The sequence below is a fragment of the Streptomyces viridiviolaceus genome (genome assembly GCF_014650995.1).
Taxonomy (GTDB): domain Bacteria; phylum Actinomycetota; class Actinomycetes; order Streptomycetales; family Streptomycetaceae; genus Streptomyces; species Streptomyces viridiviolaceus.
In genome coordinates this window covers 118,452-145,176 of record NZ_BMWA01000012.1, presented here as the reverse complement: position 1 = coordinate 145,176, position 26,725 = coordinate 118,452, and the positions used below count along the sequence as shown (strand labels likewise).

Here is a 26,725-nt window from a genome sequence, read left to right as displayed (position 1 = left end):
GTAATTTCCGCATCGTCAAGCAATCCAGTGCCGGAGGACACATGCACGGGACGCCCGGGGCCACTCCGCCCCCGCCGCTGCCCATCGACAAGCTGACGTTCGCGATGCCGCCGATGCACGAATCGGTCGAGGACGAGCGCCGGCACCGCAAGGAACGACTGGCGGGCGCACTGCGGATCTTCGGGCGGTACGGATTCGAGGACGGGGTGTCCGGGCACATCACCGCACGCGATCCCGAGTTCACCGACTGCCTGTGGGTCAACCCGTTCGGCATGCCGTTCAGGCACATCACGGTGAGCGACCTGGTGCTGGCCAACGCCGACGGTCAGGTGGTCGACGGCCGCCACCACGTCAACCAGGCCGCCTTTACCGTGCACTCCCAGGTCCACGCCGCCCGGCCGGACGTCGTCGCGGTCGCCCACTGCCACTCGGTGCACGGGCGCGCGCTCTCGGCCCTCGGCGACCTGCTGGACCCCATCACCCAGGAGAGCTGCGCCTTCTACGAGGACCACGCCCTCTACGAGTACTACTCCGGCGTCGCCGTCGACGTGGAGGAGGGCCGGCGCATCGCGAACGCGCTCGGCTCCCGCAAGGCTCTCGTGCTGCGCAACCACGGGCTGCTGACGGTCGGCGACTCGGTCGACGCGGCGGCCTGGTGGTTCCTGTCGATGGAGCGGTCCTGCCAGGTCCAGCTGACCGCGAAGGCGGCGGGCCGGCCGGTGCTGATCGACCACAAGCAGGCGGTGGCCACACGGGAGCAGCTCGGCGGCGACCTCGTGGCCTGGATCAACTACCAGCCGCTGTGGCAGGAGGTCAGCCGCGGCGAGCCCGACCTGCTGGGCTGACCCCCCCGTCGGGAACCTCAGAAGCCCCGCAGTACGGCTGCCTTCGTCAGCGCGAACTCCTCGTCCGTGAGGACGCCGCTGCGGTGCAGTTCGCCCAGCTCGCGCAGCCGGCGCAGGAGCACGTCGTGGTGGTCGGCCTGCGGCGGTACGGCGGGGGCGGGCCGGCTCCGGGCGGACCCGTCGGACGTGACGGCGGCGCGGGTCGACGGGTGCGGCAGCCGGGCGGTGACCGCCGTGGCGACCAGCGCGGTGAGCAGGTCACGGCGGGCGCTGCCCCACAGGTCCAGGGCGTACGGGTCCTTCTCCGGCGGCAGCCTGGCCGACGCCGTCTCCCGGGTGACGAAGCGCAGGAAGCCGTCCTCGTACCCGGAGTTGGGCAGCCACTCGACCCGCACCACGTCGTCGAGGTCGATGATCCGCGGCCCGGTGGCGCGCTTGACGCGGGCGGAGGTGTCGGCCCAGTCGATGCGCACCCGGGTGCCGTCGAAGGAGACCGTGCCGTCGGAGGACCGGACGGAGACCGGCACCGGGGGACCGGGCAGGAGGTAGGCGCGGGTGGGTTCCTGGGGGACCTGGTCGAGCAGCAGCGCGCGGCGGACCTCCTCGGCCACGTACTCGGCGACCCCCGCGCGGTCGGTGTCCACCGTCAACCGGTAGGGGTCCGCGGCGTCGGGGAGCCGGCCGCCGGTCGCCTGGAGGAGGGGGTCGGCGCCCTCGCGCAGCCTGAGGCGGAGGCGTCCGCGCTTGCGTTCGGGCTCGAAGACGATGCCCGAGATCGCCTCCAGGGGCACGGAGACCTCTCCGTACGTCTGCCGGAACAGCGGCACCGAGCGGTGGAGACCCGGCGTGATCCTGACCGTGCTGCCGTCGAAGGCCCAGGTCCCGTCGCGCTGGATGATCTCGGCCATAAGGGAATTCTCGCAGTCGGGTCAACACGGTGGTCCGCGCGTCACCCGCGCTGAGCAGAGCGGACCGGGGGCGACGGGCTCGGGCGAGGTGGTGTACGGCACAATTCGCTGTCGTCCCAAGAGAGTTACGGGTGTTGTCGCAGGCTTCGGGAAGGCGGGCGTCGGGCGTGGCGGTGCAGGAGGCGAGACGCGGTGGCGGCTCGGACGGGGGTGCGTGCGCGGGCCTGCGCAACGGCTCGCACGAGGGCGGTTGCACGTGCGGGGACTGCCCGCACGGGGCCCGTGAGGGGCATCGGCGTGCGGTCGCCGCATTCCTGCTGAAGCGGGACGAGTTCGCGGCCGGGCAGGGGCTGCCGGCCGCGGTGGCCCACTCGGACTCGGCCTCCCGGCAGTGGGTGTCGGAGGAACTGACCCAGTCCGCGGAACTCGTCGCCGAACGCGGCCGGACCGAGGGCGACGCCTGGCTCGCGGGCCTGTGGCGCCGCACGGCCGGTGCCGTGTGGGCGGCGGTCGTGCTGTTGCTGCTCACGCAGTCCCTCACCGCGATCGGCGCCGGCTGGACGGCGGCCCGCACCGCCGGACTGGCGGCGGCGCTGGTCGTGGCCGGCGCGCTGACGGCGGCGTCCTGGTTCCACCGGACGCGGGGCGGCGCGCTGGCCCCGGTCATCGGCGAGGACAACCGCCTGTCCACGTCCCGGGCCGTGGCCGCGGTCTGGGTGCTGTTCGTCGCGTACGCGGTGCTGGTGCTGGTCGGGCAGCTGGCGGCGGCCTCGGGGCACGCCAGGCGCGACGCGCTGATCTCCGGACTGGAACTCGCGCGCGCTGCCGGTGTCGTGACCGTGCTGGCCGTGGTGTGCGGGATCGCGGTGCTGGTGCGGCGGGTGGTCGGGCTGCGGGTGCTCGGCCAGCGGCTGCAGAAGGTACGGGCGGACCGGCCCCGGGCGGCCGACCTGCTGACGGACGACGCGGGGCGGGGGGCCTTCGCCGACATCCAGTACGTCGTGATCAGCGCCGTCGCCCTGGCGTTCGCGGCCGTCCGGCTGGCGCGGCGGCCCGAACAGCTGCCGGATCTGCCGTGGGGACTGGCGGTGGTGGTGCTGATCTCGGCGGCGACGTACGTGGCCGGGAAGTACGCGGAGGGCGGGCGGCCGGTGATCCTGTCCGTGGTCCGTGCCCGGGAGGCCGGCGACCTGGACGCGCCGATCCGCACCGGGGACGACATCGAGATCAGGGGTGCCGGCTTCGTGCCGCCGGGCGCGCAGCGTGCGGACCGCCTGTCGCGGATGGTCGTCCGGATCGGCACGGTGCATGTCCACGTGCCCTTGGTCCCGGTGACGGGCGGCTTCCGCAACCCCACGGACACCTTGCTGACGGTACCGGTGCCGGCGGACGTGGAGCCGGGGCGGGTGGAGGTCCAGGTGGTCACGGGGGCGGGGGTCGAGACGAACGGGTATGCGATCGATGTGACGGAGTGACCGCGTCCGCGGGTGCCTCCGGCAGTTGCGCGGGGTGCCTGCGGCGGCCGGTGCGGGTGCGGTGGGGGTGCGCGCAGCGCGGTTCGCCTGCGTGGTGGGCCGCGGCATTCCGTCGGCGCCGGGCCGCGCGACCCACCCCCGGCCCGCGCCCACGCCGGGCAACCCGTGAACGCCCGGTTGCCGCATATCCGGCCGGAAAAACGCCCGTTCGAAAGAATGCGGCCGGATGAGGATTGAGCCCGGCCTTCGCGTCATACGTATGGTCTCTTGAAGGGGTCTCGGCACGTGCGGGCGAGAGGGGCTGGTAATGATTACTCACGGTATGGGGACGGACACACACACGTCCCGCCTCGACGGCGGCCGGGACTGGCGCGACAGTGCCACCCGGTACGCGCTTGTGCCGCTCCGGCTGTTCCTGGGAATCACCTTCGTCTACGCGGGTCTGGACAAACTCACCGACAGCGCCTTCATGAAGGACGCCGGTGCCGGTTCCGTCGGGGACATGATGCGTGCCGTCCGCGACTCCTCCGCCGTCCCGGCCCTGGTCGACCTCGCCCTGAAGAATCCGACCGGCTTCGGATACGCCATCGCCCTCGGCGAGCTGGCCGTCGGCATCGGCACCCTGCTGGGTCTGCTGACCCGCCTCGCGGCACTCGGCGGGGCCCTGATCTCGCTCAGCCTGTGGCTGACCGTCAGCTGGGCCTCCGATCCGTACTACTACGGCAACGACCTCGTCTACCTGATGGCCTGGATCCCGCTCGTGCTCGCGGGCGCCCCCCTGCTGTCGCTGGATGCGGCGCTGCGCTCCCGGCGGCGGCATCGTCTGGGCGGGTACCGCTAGGTTCCCCGGTCAGCCCGGGAGGTCCGCCGACCGGGCCGCGTCGGCTTTCGCGCGCAGCGCCCGGCGGCGTCGGCGCACGGTCCCGGTCACGACACCCACCGCGCCGGCGAGGCAGAGACCACCCGTGACGATCGGGATCAGCACGAACCAGGGGGTCTCCCAGAGGCCCCCCGCGTCGCCCGCGTAGATGACGCCCGCCAGGACCAGGGAGGCGCCGGCCAGCAGCCGTCCGGGCTGGAACTCATGACGCAGCACGGCTCACCTCCGCCTGCCCGACGCCGACCCGGAGGTCGAGGTCCAGCGTGCCGGTGTCCTTGCCGCCCCTGGCGGGGGCCAGGGTCACCTCCTTGTGCTTGCCCGGTGCCACGTCCACGTCCTCACCGCTGTCTCCGGGAAGTTGGATGTCACCCACGCCCACCTCGATGTTCAGCCGGAGGGTCACGTCCTGCGGCACGATCACCCGTATTCGGCCCACGCCCACCTCGGCCCGGGTGCTGACGGTCTGTCCGCCGGCCAGATCGAGCCGGGACAGGTCCAGCGTGCCGGTGCCGGCGCCGACGTCGTACCGCTCCTCGACCGCGGCCACCGTGGTGGGCTCCCAGCTGCCGTGCGTCCACCGGGTGCCGATGTCCTTCGGCACGGCGGCCGAGGCGGCGAGCAGGCCCGCCGTCATGATCGCGAGGAAGACCGAACCGGCTCCCGTGCGTCCCAGGAAGGCACTGACCGCGATGCCGAGCCCGAAGACGCCGAGCGCACAGGCCAGGCCGGTCTGCAGGCTGGTACCCAGCGGCTGCTGGTCCCAGGTCAGCCCCGTGCCGAGGCCGCCCGCGACGAGGGCCGCCAGGAAGACCCAGCCGCCGATGCCACGGGGGCCGCGCGGTCTCGGTGCCCGGGGACGCAGGCCGCGCGGGTCCGTACGGCCGCTCCCGTGCCCGCCGAGCCCGATGCCGACGGCCGCCGCGACGTCCCGGTCGTACGAGTCACCGGGGCCCCACAGGTATCCCGTGCCGCCGAAGTGCGTGCCGTCCTTGACGATGGGGTCGCGCCACCAGGAGGGGTAGGTGACGGCGACCGGGGGAGCCTGGGCCTCCGGCGGGGCGTCGGCGACCGCCTGGGCGGCGAGCGGGTCGGGCCCGGGGGCACCGCGCTGCCGTGACCAGTACCCGGCGCCCGCGAGCAGCAGGGAGAGGACGACGGCGAAGGTGAGCACCCCGCCGTTGTTCAGCATGGTCAGGAACACTCCGCAGCCGACCAGGGCGAACAGCACGGCGGCCAGCGCCTGGCCGTCCACCCGGCCGGTCAGCAGCTTGCGCACCTCGTTCTCCTCCTCGTCCTCGTAGGGGACGAGGAGCCAGGCGAAGCCGTAGAAGATGAGGCCGAGGCCGCCGGTCGCGGAGAGCACCGCGAGCGTGATCCGGAAGATCACCGGATCCATGTCGCACTGGCGCCCGAGACCGGCGCACACGCCGGCGAGCGTCTTGTACCGCCGGTCGCGCCGGAACCTGTGGGGCGGATCGGCAGCGCCCGGGCCGGCGGAGGCGCCGGCGTCGGGTGCGGCATCCGCGGCGGGTGCGGCATCCTGCGGACCGGCGCCCGGCGGGGTGCGCGGGCCGGAGCCGGGTCCCGGACCCGTCGCGGCGTGCTCGTGATCTGTCATGGGTCCATGGTGACGGGCGCGGCGCCGTGGTGGCAGTCGGTACGACCCTGGTCGGACCCTGAGATCGGCCCTGAGGCGATGCCCGGGGAGCGTTCGACGGCCCCGCCGCCCGAAGATCAGGGGAGTCTCCGGGGCGGACCCTGATGCTCCGTGCCTGCGGCCGTGTGACCATCAGTGGCATGCCGGAAGCCGCAGCAGCACCCCTCGTCGAACCGCGGCCGCCGCGCAAGCTCTACCGCAGCAGCGACGGACGCTGGCTCGGTGGCGTGGCGCGGGGGCTCGCCGGGCATCTCGGGCTGCCCGTCATCTGGGTTCGGCTCGTCTTCGTCGGCCTGTTCATGGCCGACGGCCTCGGCGCGCTGCTGTACGCGGCCTTCTGGTTCTTCGTACCGCTCGGCGTCGGCGGCGTCGACGCACAGAAACCGCCCTCCCTGGTCACGACCGAGACCTCGCCGGACGGCCGCCGCAGAATCGTCGCCCGCAAGCCGGACAAGGGGCAGATAGTCGCCCTGCTCCTCATGGTCGTCGTGGCCATGGTCTTCGTCGGCAACGTCAATCTGGGCGGCGGCGCCAAGGCCTATCTCTGGCCGACCGTGCTCGTCGGCGCGGGCGTCGCCCTCGTCTGGCGCCAGGCGGACAACGCCCGCCGGGCCCGCTGGGCCGAGGTGGGACGGCACCGGCGCACGGTCACGCTGCTGCGCTCCGTGGCCGGCGTGCTCCTGGTGACCGCCGGGGTCTCCGCCATCTTCGTCCTCCAGGGGTCCGCGGCCCACCTCGGTTCCGTACTGCAGGCGGCGCTCGCGGTCCTCGTCGGCATCACGCTGCTCGCCGGTCCCTACCTGGTCCGCATGACGCAGGACCTCTCCGAGGAGCGGCTGATGCGCATCCGCGCCCAGGAGCGGGCGGAGGTCGCCGCCCACGTGCACGACTCGGTGCTGCACACCCTGACCCTGATCCAGCGCAACGCGGAGAACGCGGGAGAGGTGCGCCGCCTGGCCCGGGCCCAGGAGCGCGACCTGCGCGCCTGGCTCTACAAGCCCGAGGGCAACGGCAAGGACGAGGAGGACGAACCCAGCACCCTCGCCGAGGCGGTGCGGCGCAACGCCGCGGAGGTCGAGGACAAGCACGGCGTCCCCATCGAGGTGGTCGTCGTCGGCGACTGCCCGCTCGACGAGAGGACCGGCGCACAGATGCAGGCCGCGCGCGAAGCGATGGTGAACGCGGCCAAGTACGGTGGCGAGGGCGGCGCCGTGCAGGTCTACGCGGAAGTCGAGGGCAGGACGGTCTTCGTGTCCGTCCGCGACCGCGGCCCGGGCTTCGACCTGGACTCGATACCCGCCGACCGCATGGGTGTCAGAGAATCGATCATCGGCCGCATGGAGCGCAACGGCGGCACGGCGCGGCTGCGCGCGGTGCCGGACGGCGGCACGGAGGTCGAGCTGGAGATGGAGAGGGCGGAGAAGACGTCATGAGCGACCCGACCGAGGGACACGGAACGGCGGGAGCGGACGAGGCGGCCGAGTCCGCGCGGACGGCGGGCGGCGCGGAAGGGCGCCATGTGCGGGTGGTCCTCGTCGACGACCACCGGATGTTCCGCACGGGCGTCCAGGCCGAGATCGGCCAGACCGCGCAGACCGGCGTCGAGGTCGTCGGCGAGGCCGCCGACGTCGACCAGGCGGTCACGGTGATCACCGCGACCCGGCCCGAGGTGGTGCTCCTCGACGTGCACCTGCCGGGCGGCGGCGGGGTGGAGGTCCTGCGCCGCTGCGCTCCGCTGATGGCCGACGCCGAGCAGCCCGTGCGCTTTCTCGCCCTGTCTGTCTCGGACGCGGCGGAGGACGTGATCGGCGTGATCCGGGGCGGCGCCAGGGGATACGTGACCAAGACGATCACCGGCTCGGACCTCGTCGACTCCGTCTTCCGCGTCCAGGAGGGCGACGCGGTCTTCTCCCCGCGCCTGGCCGGCTTCGTCCTCGACGCCTTCGCCTCCACCGACGCCCCGCCGGTGGACGAGGACCTCGACCGCCTGACGCAGCGGGAGCGCGAGGTGCTGCGGCTCATCGCCCGCGGTTACGCGTACAAGGAGATCGCCAAGCAGCTGTACATCTCCGTGAAGACGGTCGAGTCCCATGTCTCGGCGGTGCTGCGCAAGCTCCAGCTGTCCAACCGGCACGAGCTGACCCGCTGGGCGACGGCACGCCGGCTGGTGTGACGGCCTGCGGCCGGACGGCTCACACCACCCGGGTCGCCCCGGCGAACGGCATCTGGTCGACCGGTGCCAGGCGCACCGGTGCCGAGGGGTTCGGGGCGTGGATCATCTGTCCGTCGCCGACGTAGATGCCGACGTGGCTGATGCCCGAGTAGAAGAACACCAGGTCGCCGGGGAGAAGTTCGGAGCGGGCGACGCGGCGGCCGGCGTCGATCTGCGCGTAGGTCGTGCGGGGCAGGGAGACACCGGCCGCGCGGTAGGCGGCCTGGATGAGGCCCGAGCAGTCGAAGGCGTCCGGTCCGGTCGCGCCCCACACGTAGGGGCTGCCGAGCTTCTGGTGGGCGTACGACACGGCGGCCGCGGCGCGGGAGTCGGGCGCCTGTGCCGAGGCGGACAGGCCCTCGCGCGCTCCCGACGGCGATCGTGAGGCGCGGTCCGCGCCGTGGCCGAGTCCGGCGCGTTCCTCCGCCGTGAGCCGGGACAGCAGCCGGCGTGCCGCGCCCAGCTTGTCGGTGATCGTCTTCCGGTGCCGTTTCAGCTCGGCCTGCCGCGACTTCAGCGAGCTCAGCTCGACGCGGGCGGCTCCGCGCAGCCGCTCGATCTCCCGCAGCTGCTTGCGCACCTTCTCGACTGCGGCCGTCTGGCGGCTGCCCGCGCGTTCCACGAACGCGGCGCCGTCGAGGTACCGGTCGGGGTCGGCGGAGAGCGCGAGCTGCAGCGCGGGGTCGAGGCCGCCGCTGCGGTACTGCGCCGCGGCGACCGAACCCAGCGCCTCCCGTGCCGTGTTCAGGCGGTCCTCCTTGCGGGCCGCCTCGTCCCGCAGTCCCTCCAGCCGCCGCTCGGCGGCGTCCGCCTTCTCCTTGGCGCCGTTGTACTTCTCGGTGGCGACCTCCGCCTCCTGGTACAGCCTGTCGACCCTGGCCCCGACCTGCTCGGGTGTCGGGTCCGGCTCGGCATGCCCCGTCCCGCCCAGCCCGGTCGCGGTCGCCGCGCCCGCGAGCGTGATCGTGGCGGCGGTCCGGGCCGCCCCGCCGCCCGTCGCGCGCTGTCGTGGCCTGCGGTGCGCTGCCACCAGTGATCCACGTCCTTCCACGACTCGTACGACCGCCCGGTCCGTGCGGATCCGGTCGTCCGGTGCAGGACGCTAGGCCCGGCCGCGCCGGGACGGTGACGGGATGTGCGGAAGTGACACGAGAGAGTCACTGCGTGACCGTATGTGATCGGCGGTCCGTCGCATATATGCGACTAGAGCGTGCAGGGCGCCTTCTTGCCGGCGGGCCCGGTGTCGGAGCCTGTCCGGGGGCCTCATTAGGCTCCGGCCTCATGGACGTACTCATCCACCTCTTCGTCGGCCTGCACATCGTCGGTATCGCGGCGCTCCTCGGAGGCTTCCTGACCCAGATGAAGGCGATGGGCCAGGGGACGGCCCGCTTCGGCCCGGCGATGCTGCACGGCGCGCTGACGATGCTGGTCACGGGAGTGATCCTGGTCGGCCTCAACCAGGCCGACGACCAGTCGGTGAACAACATCAAGATCGGCGTGAAGCTGGCCGTGCTGATCGTGATCCTCGGCCTCGTCTACGTGAAGCGGGACGACGAGAAGGTGGACAAGCCCCTGTTCGGCCTGGTGGGCCTGCTGACCCTGGCGAACATCTTCATCGCGGTGCTGTGGACCTGACCTCCGGGGCGTCGGCGCCCGTGGACCGCAGCGCGGCCCGGGCCGAGACGACCGCCCCCGCGGCGACCGTCGGCCAGGCGGCCACCGCGACCCACAGCAGCACCTGACCGGGCCCGTCCAGCCACGGGACGTCGACGGCGGCGGCGACGGACAGCGTCGCCGCCGCCGTCATGCCGAGCGGGAAGACGGTCGACCAGCGGCGGACGTCGTAGCGGTTCGCGGCCACCCGAACTCGGCGACGAGCAGTACGGCGTACCAGGCGAGGTCGAGCACGAGCAGCGTGACGGTCACGTCGCGCAGGACGTCGCGGTCGTCGGCGTTCCACAGGTACATGCCGGTCTCGGCGGCGAGCAGCTCGGACCCCGCGAGCGCCGAGATGGCGAGCGCGCCGCCCGCGACCCAGTGGTCCCCGGCGCCGTGGGCGACCTGCCGGGGGGTGAAGCGGAAGAGCGCGATCAGATAGAGCGCGAGCCCGAGCCGGAACGGCACCAGAGCCGCATGCGCGAGCCACGCCGTCGAGGTGGCCGCGGCCGGCGTGGCACCGAGCACGGCGAGCCCCTCCGCCGCCGCACATCCCAGGAACACCCCCCGCATACGCCGTTCCCAGTGCCGTACGACGAGCAGGAGCAGCCCCCCGGCCACAGCACCGCGGCCAGCGCCGGCGGCGCCTCGGCCAGGGGCTGCCGGCCGAGCAGGGAGAAACGGGTGCCGAGCACGGTCGTCGCGGCGACGGCGGTGAGCGCGCCCGGCGTCCCCGCCTGCGTGATCCACGTCGCGCGGTGGAGCAGCAGCGACACGAAGTTCACCGCCAGCCCCAGCCAGGCGGCGCAGGCCAGGACCAGCGCGACCCGGGACAGGAACTCGTGTCCTGTCAGGTGCGGGCCGACCGACACGATGCCGGTCGCCATCACGGCGGCCCCGGCCGCCGGTGGACGCTGAGCCCACCAGGCGCGCAGGGGGCAGGTCCCGGACGACATGGGCCGATCGTAGGGATCGGCGCGGGTCAGGCCGGGCGCACCACGCTGTGGATCGACGACTCGCCGTCGTAGTAGACCGACTCCTCGCGCACGTACGTGCCCGGCTTCGGGGCGTGGATCATCATGCCGTTGCCGATGTAGAGGCCGACGTGGGTGACGTCGTCGTAGAAGAAGACCAGGTCGCCGGGTTGTGCCTGGGAGATCGGGACCGTCGTGCCGGCCGCGACCTGGTCGTAGGTGGTGCGCGGCAGTGTGACGTCCGCGGCCTTCCAGGCGGCCTGGGTGAGGCCGGAGCAGTCGTAGGAGTCGGGGCCCGTGGCGCCCCAGACGTACGGCTTGCCGATCTGGGCGCGGGCGAAGGCGAGCGCCTTCTCGGCCTTGGTGGCGTACGAGGAGTCGGACGCGGACGATCCGGTGTCCGTGGCGGTCTCCCCGGAGCCGCCGGAGCTGCCGGACGAGCCGCTCTCCTGCTGGGCGGCCTGCTCGCGCTCCTGTTCCTGCCGCTGCTGTTCCTCGGCCTGCTGCCGGGCGAGCTCCTCGGCCTTGCGGGCGGCCTCCTCCTGCTTCTTCTTCTCGATCGCCGCGAGCCGGGCCTTCTCCTCGGCGGTCAGCGTCGACAGCAGCTCGCGCGCGGTGGCGAGCTTCTTCTGGACGGTGGCCTTGGCCGTCTTCAGGTCGTCCTGCGAGTCGGTGAGCGTCTCGAGGCTCTCGGTGGCCTCCCGCCGCTTCTCCATCGTCTCGGACTGCTGCGTGATGTAGTCGTCGACCGCTTCCTTCTGACGGCCGGTGAGCCGGTTCATCAGCTGGTTCTGGTCGAAGTAGTCCTGCGGCGAGTCCGCGAGCAGGAAGGTCGCGGTGTCGGGGACGGCGGTGCCCGTGCGGTACTGGGCGGCGGCGAAGGACCCCAGCTCCTCACGCGCCTCGTTGAGCCGCTGGGTGCGCTGGGCGACGTCGTCGAGGAGGGTGTCGACGCGCTTGCGCTGCTTGGTGGTCTTCTCCTTGGCCGCGTTGTACTTCTCCGTCGCCGCCCCCGCCTGGCGGTACAGGTCGTCGACCTTCTTCTCGACCTCTTCCAGGCTCGGCCTGTCGTCGGAGGGGGCGGCGTTGGCCGACTGCGAGAGCAGCGCCACGGAGGTGAGGGCGGCCGTGGCCAGCGCGGGGGTCCGTATGCCTGCGACGCGCGTGCCCGAGGGGCGCGGCTTGCGGTGCGACACCAAGTGAGGCGACTCCTTCCCTGAACCGCCTACCGGGTTAGCTGTCGGGTTCGGGCGGGGGTGGTTCGGAAGGGTTGCCCTACGGCCCGCCACGAAGGTGTGGGCCGATTCACCCCAATGTCTCGGTGGGTCCCCGGCTCCGGTCGCTGCGCGGGCGCGTGCCGGACTCGGCGGAGGCCGCGCGGCCCGGCGGGGTTCGCCGGTGGGGGTCGCACGGCCCGCCCGCACCGTAGCCAACTCGTGTGGCGCCTGTGAAGGTTGGTGGGTGATATGCCCGATACATTTTCGTGACCTCGGCTCCGGGGTTCACGCTGGGTGACGCCGCGTGTCAGTGCTGTGCCGGTCCGGGACATACCGGCCAGGTTTTCCGGACGGCGGCAGGTTGTCGGTGGGGCGCCCTAGACTCGTAGAGCGATGAGCAGCCTCTTTGACGACAGCTTCCTGGCGAGCCTCCAGGCCCCCCGCGGGCACGAGGAGGAACCCCCGCCGCCGCCCGAGGACGATCACCTTCCGGAGTCGGTCCCGGACGATCTGTTCGGCGGGAAGTTCGACGTGCCACCGGAGCGGGACACGCACTACCGGGACGGCGCCCCCCGCCCCGCGACGGACCCGGCCGCGCTCCTGGAGGGGCTGAACGACAACCAGCGCGCCGCCGTCGTCCACTCCGGCTCCCCCCTGCTCATCGTGGCCGGTGCCGGCTCCGGCAAGACCCGCGTGCTCACCCATCGCATCGCCCACCTGCTGGCCGACCGGGGCGTCCACCCCGGCCAGATCCTCGCGATCACCTTCACCAACAAGGCCGCGGGCGAGATGAAGGAGCGCGTCGAGCACCTCGTCGGCCCGCGCGCGAACGCGATGTGGGTGATGACGTTCCACAGCGCGTGCGTGCGCATCCTGCGCCGGGAGTCCAAGAGGCTCGGCTTCACGTCGTCGTTCTCCATCTACGACGCCGCCGACTCCAAGCGTCTGATGGCGCTCGTCTGCCGTGATCTCGACCTGGACCCCAAGCGCTTCCCGCCGAAGTCCTTCAGTGCCAAGATCAGCAACCTGAAGAACGAGCTGATCGACGAGGAGGACTTCGCCGCCCAGGCCGCCGACGGCTTCGAGAAGACCCTCGCCCAGGCGTACGCCCTGTACCAGTCGCGGCTGCGCGAGGCCAACGCCCTCGACTTCGACGACCTGATCATGACGACGGTCAACCTGCTCCGCGCCTTCCCGGACGTCGCCGAGCACTACCGCCGCCGTTTCCGGCACGTCCTCGTCGACGAGTACCAGGACACCAACCACGCCCAGTACGCCCTGGTGCGCGAGCTCGTCGGCACCACCGAGCACCCCGTCGACGTGCCGCCGGAGGCCGAGGTCCCGCCCGCCGAGCTGTGCGTGGTGGGCGACGCCGACCAGTCGATCTACGCCTTCCGCGGCGCCACCATCCGCAACATCCTCCAGTTCGAGGAGGACTACCCGGACGCGACGACGATCCTGCTGGAGCAGAACTACCGCTCCACCCAGACGATCCTCAGCGCGGCCAACGCCGTCATCGAGCGCAACGAGTCCCGCCGCCCCAAGAACCTCTGGACCAACCAGGGCGCCGGCTCGCGGATCACCGGGTACGTCGCCGACACCGAGCACGACGAGGCGCAGTTCGTCGCCGACGAGATAGACCGCCTCACCGACGCGGGGCAGGCGAAGGCCGGCGACGTCGCCGTCTTCTACCGCACCAACGCCCAGTCCCGTGTCTTCGAAGAGGTCTTCATCCGCGTCGGCCTGCCCTACAAGGTCGTCGGCGGGGTCCGCTTCTACGAGCGCAAGGAGGTCCGGGACGTCCTGGCCTACCTGCGGGTGCTGGCCAACCCCGAGGACTCGGTGCCGCTGCGCCGCATCCTCAACGTCCCCAAGCGGGGCATCGGCGACCGGGCCGAGGCGATGATCGACGCCCTCGCCCAGCGCGAGAAGATCAGCTTCCCGCAGGCGCTCAAGCGCGTGGACGAGGCGTACGGCATGGCCGCGCGCTCCGCGAACGCCGTCAAGCGGTTCAACACGCTCATGGAGGACCTCCGGACGATCGTCGAGTCCGGCGCCGGACCGGCGACCGTGCTGGAGGCCATCCTCGAACGCACCGGCTACCTGGCGGAGTTGCAGGCGTCCACCGACCCGCAGGACGAGACCCGCATCGAGAACCTGCAGGAACTCGCGGCCGTCGCCCTGGAGTTCGAGCAGGAGCGGGCCGAGGGCGAGGAGGCCGGGACCCTGGCCGACTTCCTGGAGAAGGTCGCGCTGGTCGCGGACTCCGACCAGATCCCCGACGAGGAGGACGGCGACGGGGTCGTCACCCTGATGACCCTGCACACCGCCAAGGGCCTGGAGTTCCCGGTCGTCTTCCTCACCGGCATGGAGGACGGCGTCTTCCCGCACATGCGCGCCCTCGGCCAGACCAAGGAACTGGAGGAGGAGCGGCGCCTGGCGTACGTCGGCATCACCCGCGCGCAGGAACGGCTGTACCTGACGCGTTCGACACTGCGCAGCGCCTGGGGGCAGCCCTCGTACAACCCGCCCTCGCGTTTCCTCGAGGAGATCCCGGCGCCCCACGTGGAGTGGAAGCGGACCGGGGCGAGCGCGCCCTCGTCCTCCGGGCCGGTCTCGGGTGTGGCGGCCTCACTGTCGTCGTCCCGCTCCCGCTCCTCGGCGTCGGGCGCGTCCGGCTTCGCCACCCGCCGGACCACCGCCGAGAAGCCGACGGTCTCGCTGGCGGTGGGCGACCGGGTCACGCACGACCAGTTCGGACTCGGCACCGTGGTCGCGGTGAAGGGCACGGGGGCGAACGCCGAGGCGACGATCGACTTCGGGGACACCAAGCCCAAGCGCCTGCTGCTGCGGTACGCGCCGGTGGAGAAGCTCTGACGGCACGGGCCCCGCCGACCGGCGGGGCCCGCCCACCTGTCCGGTGGGACGTTACTGCGTCACGAGGGTTCGAGCCCGTGGCTGCGCAGCCACGAGAGCGGGTCGATCGCCGAGCCGCCGGCGGGTCGCACCTCGAAGTGCAGGTGCGGTCCGGTGGAGTTGCCCGAGTTGCCGGAGTAGGCGATCGCATCGCCCGCCTTCACGGTCGTGCCGGAGGGCACCCGGTAACTGGAGAGGTGGCAGTACCAGGTCTCCGTGCCGTCCTTCGCGGTCACGATCATCATGTTGCCGTACGCGCTGTTCCACTGCGTACGGACCGTGCCGTCGGTCGCGGCCATCACGGTGGTGCCGTACGACACGGGGAAGTCGATGCCGCTGTGCACGGACATCCAGTTGATGCCCGCCTGGCCGTAGTACGCGCTCAGTCCGTGCTGAGCGACCGGAAGCGCGAACTTCGGACGCAGCCGTTCCTTGCGGGCCGCCTCCTCCGCCGCCTTCTTCTTCTCCGCCTCCTGCTGCGCCTTGAGGTCGATGCGCTCCTGGGTCCGGCTGGCCCGGTCGGCGAAGTCGTCGGCGCCTGCGGAGAGGCTCGCGAGCTGGGTGTCCAGCTTGTTGTTGGCGGTGGACGGTTTCACCGGCTGCGCGTCCGCCGCGGACGCCGTGGTGTCCTGGCCTTCGTCGCCGCCGGTGAGGTTGCCGACCGACGCGGCGGCGATTCCGGCGACGCCCATCACACAGGCCGAGGGAACGGCGACGGTCAGCAGCGCCGAGCGCCTGGCGGGCTGACGGCGGCGGGAACGGGCCGCGCCGCGGGATGCGCCACGAGGGGCCGGGATCCGGGCCGGGGTGGTCTCTTCCTGGTCGTCCAGCAGGGTGGTCACGGTGGGCAGTTCGCCGGTGGCGGCCGACTCGTCGTCCCCTGCGGACTCGTCCTGCTCCTCGTCCTGCGGGAGCTGGGCGAAGGTCGCCGTCGTCTGCTGGTCGAGAGGCGGGGAGGCGTAGGTGTCCTGCGGGGGAGGGCTGTCGGCGGTGCTCTCCGCCGTGCCGTCCGAGTTCCACTGCGTGGCGTCGTAGGCGCCGGTGTCGAACACACCGGTGCCGAAGGTCTGCGTGCCCCATTCCCATTGCTGGGTCGGGTCGGCCGGCTCGCCGGACCGGTCGGACTGGGCCCAGGCTCCGGTGTCCCACTGCCCGCTCGCCTCACCGGTGGCCTGCGCCGGCACGGAGACCGGCTGCTGGTACCCGGCCGTCCACGCGGTCGCGTCGTAGGCGCCGGTGTCGTAGGCGGTGTGCTGCGGGGCCGCGTACTGGTCGTAGTCCAGGGTCTGGTGGCTGCCGGTGGACCACTGGGTGGCGTCGTACGCACCCGTGGTGTCGTACGCGCCGCTGGTGTCGTACGCGCCGGTGTCCTGGCCCGGGAAGTTGCCGAACAGGGGGTCCGCGTGGAAGGCCGCCGTGGCGTGGTGGCCAGTGGCAAAACCGGTGGCGGCGTAGCCGCCGTACGTGGTGAGGTCGCCGTACTGGGCTTCCTCGGTGCCGTACGACGCGTAGTGCGCCGGGTCGGCGTCGGAAGCCGAGGCCGGGGTGGTCATGGTCCCCGACGGGTGACGGTCGTTCACCAACTTCTCTTTCGCCTCGACAACAGGGGCTGCCAGAGCAGTGCGGCGACTGTACCCGGCGGTATACGGGCACGACAATCTTCGGCAGGTTTCGCGTGCGCAGGAAACGGGCAATCGGCCGTGTTTTGGCGGACGACGGACGCGGGTTTGGCTTTCTGTTCGAGAAACGTTCGACAGGTGTTCGGGGTGTCAGGCGACGGTCAGGCCGTCGGCGCGGCTGTCCTTCTCGGCGGTCGGCACGGTGGTGTCGAGGGCCTGCCGTATGCCTGTGGCCACGGCGGGGTGCACGGGCAGGGCGAGATGGCCGATGCCGCTCACGCGCACGTTCTGCACCGACAGGTCGGGGTGGTCGAGGCAGGCCGTCTCCAGCGGATCCATCACGCGGTCCAGGTCGCTCCAAAAGCTCACGAACCGAGTACGGCATCCGGGTGAGGGCAGGGCCAGCTCCTCGATCACCGCGGAGCCGGGGCGCATCTGGCGGACGATCGGGTGCGCGTTGGCCAGCGGCACCACGCGGGTGCCGGCGTGCGGGGTGCCGAGCGTCACGAGCATCCGGACCCGTGCGTCACCGCCCAGTCGCTGCACGTAATAACGCGCGATCAGCCCGCCGAGGCTGTGTCCGACGACATCGACCTGCTCGCTGCCGGTGCGGGCGCAGATCTCCTCGATGTGCCGGCCCAGCAGCTCGGCGCCGGTGCGGATGTCGCAGGTCAGCGGTGAGTAATTGAGCGACACGACCTGATGCCTGCCGTGCTGGGCCAGGCTGCGGCGCAGCAGCAGGAAGACCGAGCGGTTGTCGATGAAGCCGTGCAGGAGGACGACCGGGGGGCTGCCGCGCGTGGGCAACTGCGGCGTGGGTGACGCGGTCTGCAACTCGGTCGACTCCGGGCAGCCCGCCGCGCCCGGCGTCTTGGGCGACGGGATGGCGGGACCGGACCGGCGTTCCTGGGCGATGCCGTAGGGATAGAGCAGCAGATGCCCGGCGAGGATCGCGATCTCCAGCGCCGTGGCTTTGAGGAGGGTCAGGGAGATTCCCGTCAGCCTCCCCGGAAGAGCGGGCAGATCAGGCAGAAGACGCTGGCAGAGCGGCAGGAAGGGCGAAACTGCTCTGGTGACCATCATGGGCCGACCTCCTTGTCGGCACGCGGAGGAACGCCTCTGTCCCCGTGTGCCCTCGTGGAGAGCCGTGACACCTGCGGTCGACGGTGTTTGCGAGGTTGCCGTGAGCTGAGTCTGCCCCTGCGATGGATAGGGAGCAACTGGTGCCAGTGGTGCGATCGGGTGAGTGGTGTCCTGTGGTGCGGCGGCGCGGCTTCCCGCCGCGCTGCCCTCGCTGCGGCTCTCCTTGCGCATGTCCCCCGCCACCCTCGAAGAGGTGCGCGGCGGAACGTGTCCCACGTGTGATTTCCCCCTCTGTATCCACCGCGAAACTGCCGGTTGCGGGATGCTGGCGATAACGTTCGTTCACTTCCCCGGACGCCGTGGAACGGGGTGTCTGTGCCGGGTGCCGTGGGGGCGCGTGCGGAATGCGCGCCCTGCAGAACGGGCATCCCTGCACAACGTGCCCCTCGTGCACGCCGTGCCTCTGTGTACGGCGTGGGTGATGTGTGCGGTACTTGTCCGTACGGATGGATGTAGTCGCTTCATGGAGGCAGTGATGGGTGTGGCAGCCGGTCCGATCCGCGTGGTGGTGGCCAAGCCGGGGCTCGACGGCCACGATCGCGGGGCCAAGGTGATCGCGCGGGCGCTGCGCGACGCCGGTATGGAGGTCATCTACACCGGGCTTCACCAGACCCCCGAGCAGATCGTGGACACCGCGATCCAGGAGGACGCCGACGCGATCGGGCTGTCCATCCTCTCCGGTGCGCACAACACGCTCTTCGCCGCCGTGATCGGCCTGCTCAAGGAGCGGGACGCGGAGGACATCCTGGTCTTCGGCGGCGGGATCATCCCCGAGGCGGACATCCCCCCGCTGAAGGCGAAGGGCGTCGCGGAGATCTTCACGCCCGGTGCGACGACGGCGTCGATCGTGGACTGGGTACGGGCGAACGTGCGCCAGCCGGCGCAGGCATAGGCGCCGCCCGGCCGGGACGGGGTGCCGACCGCCGCTCTGCGGTCCCTCGGGTCTGCGGTCCCTCGGGCCGAAGGGCCCGGGGGAGGGCAACCCCGTCGACGCCGGATCCTCTACGGGGTGTCCGCAGAGCCGTTCCCGCCCCGCGACGCCGGGGCACCCTCCCCGCTCTCGGCTTCGCTCGCGCGGGTGGTGCGGTGGCGGTTGGTGCCCCACCGCCGGGCCGGGCGAACACCTGAGGACGACCAGTACGCGGTCACCCCCTAGCCCGCCCGAAGCTCCTCGGCCATCGCCGCGCGCAGGCGCAACGTCGTGACCAGGCGCTGGAACGCCTCCGCCCAGTACCCGCCCGCCCCCGGTGAAGCGTCCTCCGATTCGTCCGGTATCGCCAGCAGGCCGTCCAGCCGGCCCGCCTCCGCGGGGTCGAGGCAGCGCTCGGCCAGTCCCATGACACCGCTGAAACTCCAGGGATAACTCCCGGCGTCCCGAGCGATGTTGAGCGCGTCGACGACCGCCCGCCCGAGCGACGGGGCCCACGGCACCGCGCACATGCCGAGCAGCTGGAACGCCTCGGACAGGCCGTGCGTCGCGATGAACCCCGCGACCCACTCGGCCCGTTCGCCGGCGTCCAGTGTGCCGAGCAGCTTGGCACGCTCGGCCAGGGACACCGCTCCCGGCCCTCCGGCCTCGGGTGCCGTCGGCGAACCGAGCAGCGCCCTCGCCCACGCGGCGTCCCGCTGCCGTACCGCCGCCCGGCACCACGCCGCGTGCAGCTCGCCCTGCCAGTCGTCCGCCACGGGGAGGGCGACGATCTCCTCGGGCGTCCGTCCGCCGAGCCGTGCGGGCCAGGTCCCGAGCGGTGCCGACTCGACCAACTGGCCCAGCCACCAGGACCGTTCACCCCGTCCCGCAGGAGGCTTGGGTATGACGCCGTCGCGCTCCATGCCCGCGTCGCACTCGTGCGGCGCCTCCACCGTGATCATCGGTGCGGTGCCCGTACGGTCGACGGCCACGCAGGTCAGGGCTCTGGCCGCCATCCGCGCGGCGAGCGCCGAGCCCGGCAGTGCGGACAGCAACTCCGCCGCCGTCGCCCGCACGTTGCGGCTGCGGTCGGCCAGTGCCTGTTCCAGGAAGGGCTCGTCCTCGGGCTCCAGCCCCGTCCGCAGCGAGTCGAGGAACATCAGGCGGTCCTCGGCCCGCTCCGTCGACCAGGTGGAGGCCAGCAGTTCGCGGGCGCCGACGGCGTCACGGGCGCGCAGGGCCGCCAGCAGGGCGACGCGCTCGGCGAACAGACCCTCCTCCCACAGCTGCCGCACCCGGTCCGTGTCCTCGGGGCGTGGCAGCGCGGCGCCTCCGCCCGGTGCGGCGCGCAGGGCGAACCGCCAGTCCGGGTTGAGCCGGGCCAGCCACAGGGCGCGCGGCCCGGCGAAGGTCAGCGCCGCCGGACGCAGGTCCGTACGCCCCCGTGCCGCGTCGAGCAGGGCCGGCAACGTCTGGGGAGGCGCGGCGAAACCCCGGGCGTTCGCCGCCGCCAGCCACTGGGGCAGCAGCTCCATCAGGTCGGGCGCCGTGCCTCGGCGGCCGCCGCCCGCCGTGCCGGGGCGGTCGGCGAGCAGCATGGTGAGCCTGCGGGCCGCCGCGGCCGGCAGTGGCGGGCGCGGATCCTCCGGCGCCCGCTCCAGACGCTCTGCCGAGCGGGCCGGGCGCAGTCCGGCGCGCCTGCGTACGGTCTCCACGGCCGCCGTGTCCAGCAGCGCCGTCGGAGCCGCGCGGCCGGGCGCGCAGCCCGGGGGAGTGCGCCGGTCCGTGCCGAGCAGCGCCGAGGTGACGAGCTCCTCCCAGATGCCCGTCACGGGCACGTCCGCGGAAGTCGGCGTGGTCATGCGGTTCCTTTCCGTGGGACGGATCAGCACAGCTGCACCGCCGGGCCCGGCTCCGCCGGCCAGGCCGCCAGCGGGGTGAAGCCCTGGTGGCCGCACTCGCCGAAGACCTTGACCGGCGCACCGCCCGAGAGCGCGACCAGGCGCCACAGACCCGGACGCCGGTGCGCGGCGGGCGTGAGCGGCAGCGCGGTGTCCTCTTCCGCGTCCGCCAGTTGCCAGGAGTCGCCGTCCGGGACCGGCACGACCTGCTCCAGGGTCACCGGGACCGACTCCAGCCAGGGGTCGTCGCGGAGCGCCTCGCCGTAGCGGGCGGCGGCCCGGGACGTCGTCACCCCCGGTGGCCGTATCGCCGTCGGTTCCGGCGGCGTGAACCGCTCGCCCAGGGCCGCACGAGACTGACCGGCCCCCGGATACGCGGACACCTCCGCCTCCAAGGCCAGGCCCACCGGCAGCGCGAGGTCCGGGGCACGGCCCGCGGCGCCGTAGGAGAGGAGCAGCGCCGTGCGGCCCGAGCCGGCGCCGTACAGCCAGATCCGGCGGGTCGTCAGACGCGTGTCCGCCGTGTCGTACTGGGACAGGACCAGCCAGTGGTCCCGCACCGCGGGACCGTCCGCCGACGACGGCAGGCCGACGCGCGCGCGGACCGTCGCCGTCAGGTCGTCGGGCAGCCGCTCACGGCCCAGCCAGCCCTGGTCGAGGAGGTGGAGGAGAGCGCACTCCTCGAGGAGCCGCACCGGCCAGCCCGGACCGGACGACGGGATGGCCCCCAGCTCCCTGACCCGTGCCGCCAGCCCCGGCGCCTGGGCGTCCACCATGCGGGCCGCCGTCTCCTCCCACAGCCCGTACCCGGCCTGCTCCGCACCGGCCAGACCGCCGCGCAGCAGGTCCGCCAGCCGCTGCTCCAGCTCCGTCGCCCCCGCGGTGATCCGCTCGGCCCGGCGCTCCGCCCTGCGCCGCGCCGCCTCCGGATCACCGGAGCCGGGAGCGGAACCCGGGGAGGCCGCCGCGCCCGCCCCCTCCGCGCGTCCGCGCCGTCCCGCCATCCACTGCTCCGCCCAGTCCGGCGCCTGAGCGAGCGGCACCGCGCTCTCTCCGCCCGCCCAGAGCAGCAGTAGTCCGAGCGCGTGCTTGCACGGGACCTTCCGGCTCGGACAACTGCACTGGTACGCGGGCCCGGTCACGTCCGCTATGTCGACGACCGTCCGGTACGGCTCGCTGCCGCTGCCCTTGCACAGCCCCCACACCGCCCCCTCCTCGGAACTCCCCGTCCCGGACCACGGCCCGGCGACGCCGAGTTTGCTGCCCGCTTTGCGTGACGCGGCGTCAGGTGCCAGTGCCAGCACCTGGTCCGCGCTCCGGCGCACCCCCTGCTGAGTCATGCCATCGAAGGTAGATCCCGCCACTGACAATCGGCCTCGCGAGAGCGTTTGTGCAGGTCAGAGGCGATTGTCAGTGGTGTGGTGCACCGTGGATGCCAGATCCGAACCGGCCGAGCTGGAGGGGGACTCAGCCATGCCTGTGTCCGTTGAACCGACGTCCGCGGACCCGAGCCAGAACGGGTCCGCGCCCGCGAACCCGGAAGCGGGCAGCGCCTCGTCCGCGGGCATCCACACGCCCTCGACCGCACCCGGAGCAGAGGCGTTGAGGCCGCACGCCGAGCACGCCTTCGCCGCCGAACTCGCGGCGCTGGCCGCGCAGGACGACCGCCCGCGCCCGGCCCGCTGGAAGCTGTCGCCGTGGGCCGTCGCCACGTACCTGCTCGGCGGCACCCTGCCGGACGGCACGGTGATCTCACCGAAGTACGTGGGCCCGCGCCGCATCGTCGAGGTCGCCGTCACCACGCTCGCCACCGACCGCGCCCTGCTCCTGCTCGGCGTGCCCGGCACCGCGAAGACCTGGGTGTCGGAGCACCTGGCCGCCGCGGTCAGCGGTGACTCGACGCTGCTGGTGCAGGGCACGGCCGGCACACCCGAGGAGGCGATCCGCTACGGCTGGAACTACGCGCGGCTGCTCGCCCACGGCCCCAGCCGCGACGCCCTCGTGCCGAGCCCGGTCATGCGGGCCATGGCGGAGGGGATGACCGCCCGCGTCGAGGAGCTGACCCGCATCCCGGCCGATGTGCAGGACACACTCATCACGATCCTGTCCGAGAAGACCCTGCCGATACCGGAACTGGGCCAGGAGGTACAGGCGGTCCGCGGCTTCAACCTGATCGCCACCGCCAACGACCGCGACCGCGGGGTCAACGACCTCTCCAGCGCGCTGCGCCGCCGCTTCAACACCGTGGTGCTGCCGCTGCCGGAGAGCGCCGAGGCGGAGGTCGACATCGTCTCGCGCCGCGTCGGCCAGATCGGCCGCTCCCTCGACCTGCCGGCCGCGCCCGACGGCATCGACGAGATCCGCCGTGTCGTCACCGTCTTCCGCGAACTGCGCGACGGCGTGACGGCGGACGGCCGGACGAAGCTGAAGTCGCCCAGCGGCACGCTGTCCACGGCGGAGGCCATCTCCGTGGTGACCAACGGCCTCGCTCTGGCCGCCCACTTCGGAGACGGCGTGCTGCGGCCCGACGACGTCGCCGCGGGCATCCTCGGCGCGGTCGTCCGCGACCCGGCGGCCGACCGCGTCATCTGGCAGGAGTACCTGGAGACGGTCGTCCGCGAGCGCGACGGCTGGAAGGACTTCTACCGGGCCTGCCGGGAGGTGAGCGTGTGACCGGCGGGTGGCGGCAGCTCGGGACGGGTGTCACGGCGGGCGGCCCGCGCGGCGCCGCGGCCGGCCCGGCCGGGGACGAGGACGACTCCAGCTGGTCCCGGAAGCGAGGGGGACGGCGTGACGGGCGCTGACGGGGCCGGGAGGCGGGCCGGGCCGGGTCCGCTGCTGCTCGGCGTGCGCCACCACGGACCCGGTTCTGCGCGGGCGGTCCGGGCGGCGCTGGAGGCGGCCCGGCCGCGGGTCGTGCTGATCGAGGGACCTCCGGAGGCCGACCCGCTGATCCCGCTGGCCGCCCACGAGGACATGCGACCGCCGGTCGCCCTCCTCGCCCACGCCGTGGACGAACCCGGCCGGTCGGCGTTCTGGCCGCTGGCCGAGTTCTCCCCGGAGTGGGTCGCCGTCCGCTGGGCCCTGGAACACGACGTGCCGGCCCGCTTCATCGACCTCCCGGCCGCGCACACGCTGGCGTGGCGGACCGAGGATCCCCAAGACGACACCCCGGAGGCGGATCCGGACGAGGGGCGTGAGCCCGACCCCGCCTCCGACGTCCGGGCCGATCCCCTCGCCGCGCTCGCCGAGGCGGCCGGTCACGACGACCCGGAGCGCTGGTGGGAGGACGTCGTCGAGCACCGGGGTGCGGCGGAGGGAGACGCCCTCGCGCCGTTCACCGCGCTGGAGGAGGCCATGGGGGCGCTGCGGGAGACGGAGCCGGACGGCGGGCGCGACCGGGACCTCGTGCGCGAGGCGTACATGCGGCTCCAGGTGCGGGCGGCGCAGCGCGAGTTCGCCGACGACGTCGCCGTGGTCTGCGGGGCCTGGCACGTGCCCGCGCTGCGACGGAAGGCCACCGCCACCGCCGACCGGGCGCTGCTGAAGGGGCTGCCCAGGACCAAGGTCGACATGACCTGGGTGCCGTGGACCCACCGCAGGCTGTCCCGGGCCGGAGGATACGGGGCGGGCATCGACTCGCCGGGCTGGTACGGACATCTGTTCGGCGCGCCGGACCGGCCCGTCGAGCGGTGGCTGACGAAGGTGGCCGGTCTGCTGCGGGAGGAGGACCGGATCGTCTCCTCGGCCCATGTCATCGAGGCGGTACGGCTCGCCGAGACGCTCGCCGCGATGCGCGGCCGTCCGCTGCCCGGCCTGAGTGAGACGACGGACGCCGTGCGGGCGGTCATGTGCGACGGCTCGGACGTACCGCTGGCGCTGGTCCACGACCGGCTGGTCGTGGGGGACGTGCTGGGTGAGGTGCCCCCGGAGGCGCCCGCGGTGCCCCTGCAGCGCGACCTCACCCGCACCCAGCGGCGACTGCGGCTCAAGCCGGAGGCCCTGGAGCGGGAGCTGGAGCTCGATCTGCGCAAGGAGACCGACGCCGAGCGCGGCAGACTGCTGCACAGGCTGCGGCTGCTCGGCATCGGGTGGGGCGAGCCGGCCGCCTCGCGGGGCAGCACGGGCACGTTCCGGGAGACATGGCGGCTGCGCTGGGAGCCGGAGCTGTCCGTGCGGGTGGCCGAGGCCGGGGTGTGGGGCACGACCGTGCTCGCCGCCGCGACCGCCAAGGCGGAGGCGGACGCCGTCGCCGCGCAGGGCCTCGCCGAGGTCACCGCGCTCGCCGAGCGCTGCCTGCTGGCCGAACTGCCCCAGGCGCTCCCCACGGTGATGCGGATCCTCGCCGACCGCGCGGCGCTCGACACGGACGTCGGCCACCTCGCCCAGGCCCTGCCGGCGCTGGTCCGCTCCCTGCGCTACGGCGACGTGCGGGGCACGGACACCGGCGCCCTGGCCGAGGTCGCGGCAGGGCTGGCCGAGCGGGTCTTCGTCGGCCTGCCCCCGGCCTGTGCCGCGCTGGACGCCGACGCGGCCGAGGAGATGCGCCGTCATGTGGACGCCGTGCACGGGGCGGTGGCACTGCTGGGTGACGAATCCGCCCCTGGCCACGGCGACCTGCGGGCCCGCTGGCAGTCGGTGCTGCGGCTGCTGTCCGGGCGCGACACCGTGCCCGGCGTCATCCGGGGACGGGCGGTACGACTCCTGCTGGACGACGGGGCACTGGCGGCGGACGAGGCGGCACGGCTCATGGGGCTGGCGCTCTCCCCGGGGACGCCGCCGCCGGACGGGGCGGCCTGGATCGAGGGTTTCGTCGGAGGCGGCTCGGGTGGCGGCATGCTCCTCGTCCACGACGAGCGGCTGCTCGGACTGGTGGACGCCTGGCTGACCGGCGTACCGGCGGACGCGTTCACGGACGTGCTGCCGCTGCTGCGCCGCACCTTCTCGGCGTACGAGCGGGGGGTGCGCCGCACCCTCGGCGAGCTGGTCCGGCGCGGACCGGAGCGGGTGGGCGGGGCTACCGCCGGGTCCGGCACACCCGGTTTCGCGGCCGAGCTCGACACCGCGCGCGCCGATGCCGTGCTGCCCGTGGTCCGCCTGCTGCTCGGCCTGGACGCGGCCGACGCACGCACGCACGAAGCCGGAAGCACCGCAGCAGGCACCGGCCGGCACGACGCCGACGACAACGACCTCGTGGGGGTGGAGGCATGACGACCGAGCTGACGGACCCGGCGCGGGAGCGGCTGCGACGGTGGCGGCTCGTGCTCGGCGGCGACACGGCCGACGGCACCGGGTGCGCGCTCTCCGGGCGGGACGCCGCGATGGACGGAGCGCTCGCGGCGCTCTACGGACAGGCGGACAAGGGGACCAAGGGCCGCGACCGTTCGGCGGGGCTCGGGGCCTCGGCGCCGTCCGTGGCCCGCTGGCTGGGCGACATACGCACGTACTTCCCGTCCTCCGTGGTGCAGGTCATGCAGCGGGACGCCATCGACCGGCTCGGCCTCGCCACGCTGCTGCTGGAGCCGGAGATGCTGGAGGCGGTGGAGGCCGACGTGCACCTCGTCGGCACGCTGCTGTCCCTCAACAAGGCGATGCCGGAGACGACGAAGGAGACGGCACGGGCCGTCGTGCGCAAGGTCGTCCAGGACCTGGAGAAGCGGCTCTCCACCCGCACCCGGGCCGCACTCACCGGCGCCCTCGACCGCAGCGCGCGCGTCAACCGCCCCCGCCACCACGACATCGACTGGAACCGCACGATCGCGGCCAACCTCAAGCACTACCTGCCGGAGCACCGGACGGTCGTGCCGGAGCGGCTCGTCGGCTACGGGCGGGCGTCCCGGTCGGTGAAGAAGGAGGTCGTCCTCTGCATCGACCAGTCGGGGTCGATGGCGGCGTCCGTCGTGTACGCGTCGGTGTTCGGGGCGGTGCTGGCGTCCATGCAGTCGATCAGCACCCGGCTCGTCGTCTTCGACACGGCGGTCGTCGACCTCACCGACCAGCTCGACGACCCGGTCGACGTGCTCTTCGGCACGCAGCTCGGCGGCGGCACGGACATCAACCGGGCGCTTGCGTACTGCCAGTCCCGGATCACCCGGCCCGCGGAGACGGTGGTCGTGCTGATCAGCGATCTCTTCGAGGGCGGCATACGCAACGAGATGCTCAAGCGGGTGGCGGCGATGAAGGGGGCGGGCGTGCAGTTCGTGACGCTGCTGGCGCTGTCCGACGAGGGGGCGCCGGCGTACGACCGGGAGCACGCGGCAGCGCTGGCCGCGCTGGACGCGCCGGCCTTCGCCTGCACGCCGGATCTGTTCCCGGAGGTGATGGCGGCGGCGATCGAGAAGCGGCCCCTGCCCGTACCGGACGCCGGGTGAGGCCGGGTGGGCGCGGGCCCGTTGGCGACTTGTCGATCCGC

Annotated in this window: 20 protein-coding genes, 1 pseudogene and 1 riboswitch; of the genes and pseudogenes, 11 read left to right on the top strand and 10 right to left on the bottom strand. The window is 73.0% G+C overall.

What is annotated here, in order from left to right:
• Nucleotides 1–41: 41 nt before the first annotated feature.
• On the top strand, nt 42–845 hold the full coding sequence (locus IE260_RS19275; RefSeq protein ID WP_189873527.1) for a class II aldolase/adducin family protein: 804 nt from the start codon (nt 42–44) through the stop codon (nt 843–845).
• Between the two features lie 17 nt (nt 846–862).
• On the opposite strand, the gene IE260_RS19270 is transcribed toward IE260_RS19275, so the two are convergent.
• Nucleotides 863–1,753 (bottom strand): DUF4429 domain-containing protein, encoded by an 891-nt coding sequence (locus tag IE260_RS19270; RefSeq protein ID WP_189873525.1) that lies wholly within the window; start codon nt 1,751–1,753, stop codon nt 863–865.
• A 167-nt stretch (nt 1,754–1,920) separates the two neighbouring features.
• On the opposite strand from IE260_RS19270, the gene IE260_RS19265 reads away from it, so the two are divergent.
• Both IE260_RS19265 and IE260_RS19260 read left to right on the top strand, forming a co-directional pair.
• On the top strand, nt 1,921–3,228 hold the full coding sequence (locus IE260_RS19265; protein ID WP_189873523.1) for a hypothetical protein: 1,308 nt from the start codon (nt 1,921–1,923) through the stop codon (nt 3,226–3,228).
• Between the two features lie 322 nt (nt 3,229–3,550).
• Complete coding sequence (locus IE260_RS19260; RefSeq protein WP_189873520.1) at nt 3,551–4,069, top strand: DoxX family membrane protein; 519 nt, start codon at nt 3,551–3,553, stop codon at nt 4,067–4,069.
• Between the two features lie 9 nt (nt 4,070–4,078).
• Here IE260_RS19260 and IE260_RS19255 read toward each other — a convergent pair whose 3' ends face one another.
• Both IE260_RS19255 and IE260_RS19250 read right to left on the bottom strand, forming a co-directional pair.
• The gene (locus tag IE260_RS19255) at nt 4,079–4,324 is read right to left on the bottom strand and encodes a hypothetical protein (protein WP_189873518.1); all 246 of its coding nucleotides are present in this window, start codon (nt 4,322–4,324) and stop codon (nt 4,079–4,081) included.
• A complete protein-coding gene (locus IE260_RS19250; protein ID WP_189873516.1) occupies nt 4,311–5,726 on the bottom strand; it encodes a PspC domain-containing protein in 1,416 nt (471 codons plus the stop codon). Before IE260_RS19250 ends, IE260_RS19255 begins: the two co-directional genes overlap by 14 nt.
• Before the next feature lie 179 nt (nt 5,727–5,905).
• On the opposite strand from IE260_RS19250, the gene IE260_RS19245 reads away from it, so the two are divergent.
• Together IE260_RS19245 and IE260_RS19240 are read left to right on the top strand one after the other, a co-directional pair.
• The gene (locus IE260_RS19245; RefSeq protein WP_189873514.1) at nt 5,906–7,198 is read left to right on the top strand and encodes an ATP-binding protein; all 1,293 of its coding nucleotides are present in this window, start codon (nt 5,906–5,908) and stop codon (nt 7,196–7,198) included.
• Nucleotides 7,195–7,938, top strand: a complete 744-nt coding sequence (locus IE260_RS19240; RefSeq protein ID WP_189873512.1) for a LuxR C-terminal-related transcriptional regulator — start codon at nt 7,195–7,197, stop codon at nt 7,936–7,938. Before IE260_RS19245 ends, IE260_RS19240 begins: the two co-directional genes overlap by 4 nt.
• A 19-nt stretch (nt 7,939–7,957) precedes the next feature.
• Here the strand turns inward: IE260_RS19240 and IE260_RS19235 are convergent, their stop codons facing one another.
• Nucleotides 7,958–9,007, bottom strand: a complete 1,050-nt coding sequence (locus IE260_RS19235; RefSeq protein WP_189873510.1) for a C40 family peptidase — start codon at nt 9,005–9,007, stop codon at nt 7,958–7,960.
• Nucleotides 9,008–9,258: 251 nt separating this feature from the next.
• Here IE260_RS19235 and IE260_RS19230 point away from each other — a divergent pair, with 251 nt between their 5' ends.
• The gene (locus IE260_RS19230) at nt 9,259–9,612 is read left to right on the top strand and encodes a hypothetical protein (RefSeq protein ID WP_189873508.1); all 354 of its coding nucleotides are present in this window, start codon (nt 9,259–9,261) and stop codon (nt 9,610–9,612) included.
• Here the strand turns inward: IE260_RS19230 and IE260_RS19225 are convergent.
• Together IE260_RS19225 and IE260_RS19220 are read right to left on the bottom strand one after the other, a co-directional pair.
• A pseudogene (locus tag IE260_RS19225) lies at nt 9,590–10,589 on the bottom strand (tellurite resistance/C4-dicarboxylate transporter family protein). The gene IE260_RS19230 and the pseudogene IE260_RS19225 sit on opposite strands and share 23 nt — an antisense overlap.
• Before the next feature lie 26 nt (nt 10,590–10,615).
• On the bottom strand, nt 10,616–11,806 hold the full coding sequence (locus IE260_RS19220) for a C40 family peptidase (RefSeq protein ID WP_189873506.1): 1,191 nt from the start codon (nt 11,804–11,806) through the stop codon (nt 10,616–10,618).
• Between the two features lie 8 nt (nt 11,807–11,814).
• Nucleotides 11,815–11,970: riboswitch (cyclic di-AMP (ydaO/yuaA leader) on the bottom strand.
• A gap of 247 nt (nt 11,971–12,217) precedes the next feature.
• On the opposite strand from IE260_RS19220, the gene pcrA reads away from it, so the two are divergent.
• Nucleotides 12,218–14,701, top strand: coding sequence for a DNA helicase PcrA (pcrA, locus tag IE260_RS19215; protein WP_189873504.1), 2,484 nt, complete (start codon nt 12,218–12,220; stop codon nt 14,699–14,701).
• Between the two features lie 59 nt (nt 14,702–14,760).
• Here the strand turns inward: pcrA and IE260_RS19210 are convergent, their stop codons facing one another.
• Together IE260_RS19210 and IE260_RS19205 are read right to left on the bottom strand one after the other, a co-directional pair.
• Nucleotides 14,761–16,320 (bottom strand): M23 family metallopeptidase, encoded by a 1,560-nt coding sequence (locus IE260_RS19210; RefSeq protein WP_189873502.1) that lies wholly within the window; start codon nt 16,318–16,320, stop codon nt 14,761–14,763.
• A gap of 189 nt (nt 16,321–16,509) precedes the next feature.
• Nucleotides 16,510–17,442, bottom strand: a complete 933-nt coding sequence (locus IE260_RS19205; protein WP_189873500.1) for an esterase/lipase family protein — start codon at nt 17,440–17,442, stop codon at nt 16,510–16,512.
• A gap of 535 nt (nt 17,443–17,977) precedes the next feature.
• On the opposite strand from IE260_RS19205, the gene icmB reads away from it, so the two are divergent.
• Nucleotides 17,978–18,394: a coenzyme B12-dependent isobutyryl CoA mutase small subunit gene (icmB, locus tag IE260_RS19200; protein WP_189873498.1), complete on the top strand. Its 417-nt coding sequence runs from the start codon at nt 17,978–17,980 to the stop codon at nt 18,392–18,394.
• Between the two features lie 260 nt (nt 18,395–18,654).
• On the opposite strand, the gene IE260_RS19195 is transcribed toward icmB, so the two are convergent.
• Nucleotides 18,655–20,274, bottom strand: coding sequence for a DUF5691 domain-containing protein (locus IE260_RS19195; RefSeq protein ID WP_189873496.1), 1,620 nt, complete (start codon nt 20,272–20,274; stop codon nt 18,655–18,657).
• Nucleotides 20,275–20,297: 23 nt separating this feature from the next.
• Nucleotides 20,298–21,653 carry an SWIM zinc finger family protein gene (locus IE260_RS19190; protein ID WP_189873494.1) on the bottom strand — a complete coding sequence of 452 codons (1,356 nt, stop codon included), beginning with the start codon at nt 21,651–21,653 and terminating at the stop codon, nt 20,298–20,300.
• A gap of 133 nt (nt 21,654–21,786) precedes the next feature.
• Here IE260_RS19190 and IE260_RS19185 point away from each other — a divergent pair, with 133 nt between their 5' ends.
• The 3 genes from IE260_RS19185 (at nt 21,787) to IE260_RS19175 (ending at nt 26,684) form a co-directional block, all read left to right on the top strand.
• Complete coding sequence (locus IE260_RS19185) at nt 21,787–22,986, top strand: ATP-binding protein (RefSeq protein ID WP_189873492.1); 1,200 nt, start codon at nt 21,787–21,789, stop codon at nt 22,984–22,986.
• Nucleotides 22,987–23,103: 117 nt separating this feature from the next.
• Nucleotides 23,104–25,524, top strand: coding sequence for a DUF5682 family protein (locus tag IE260_RS19180; protein WP_229880889.1), 2,421 nt, complete (start codon nt 23,104–23,106; stop codon nt 25,522–25,524).
• Complete coding sequence (locus IE260_RS19175; RefSeq protein WP_189873490.1) at nt 25,521–26,684, top strand: VWA domain-containing protein; 1,164 nt, start codon at nt 25,521–25,523, stop codon at nt 26,682–26,684. Before IE260_RS19180 ends, IE260_RS19175 begins: the two co-directional genes overlap by 4 nt.
• The last annotated feature ends 41 nt before the right edge of the window (nt 26,685–26,725 follow it).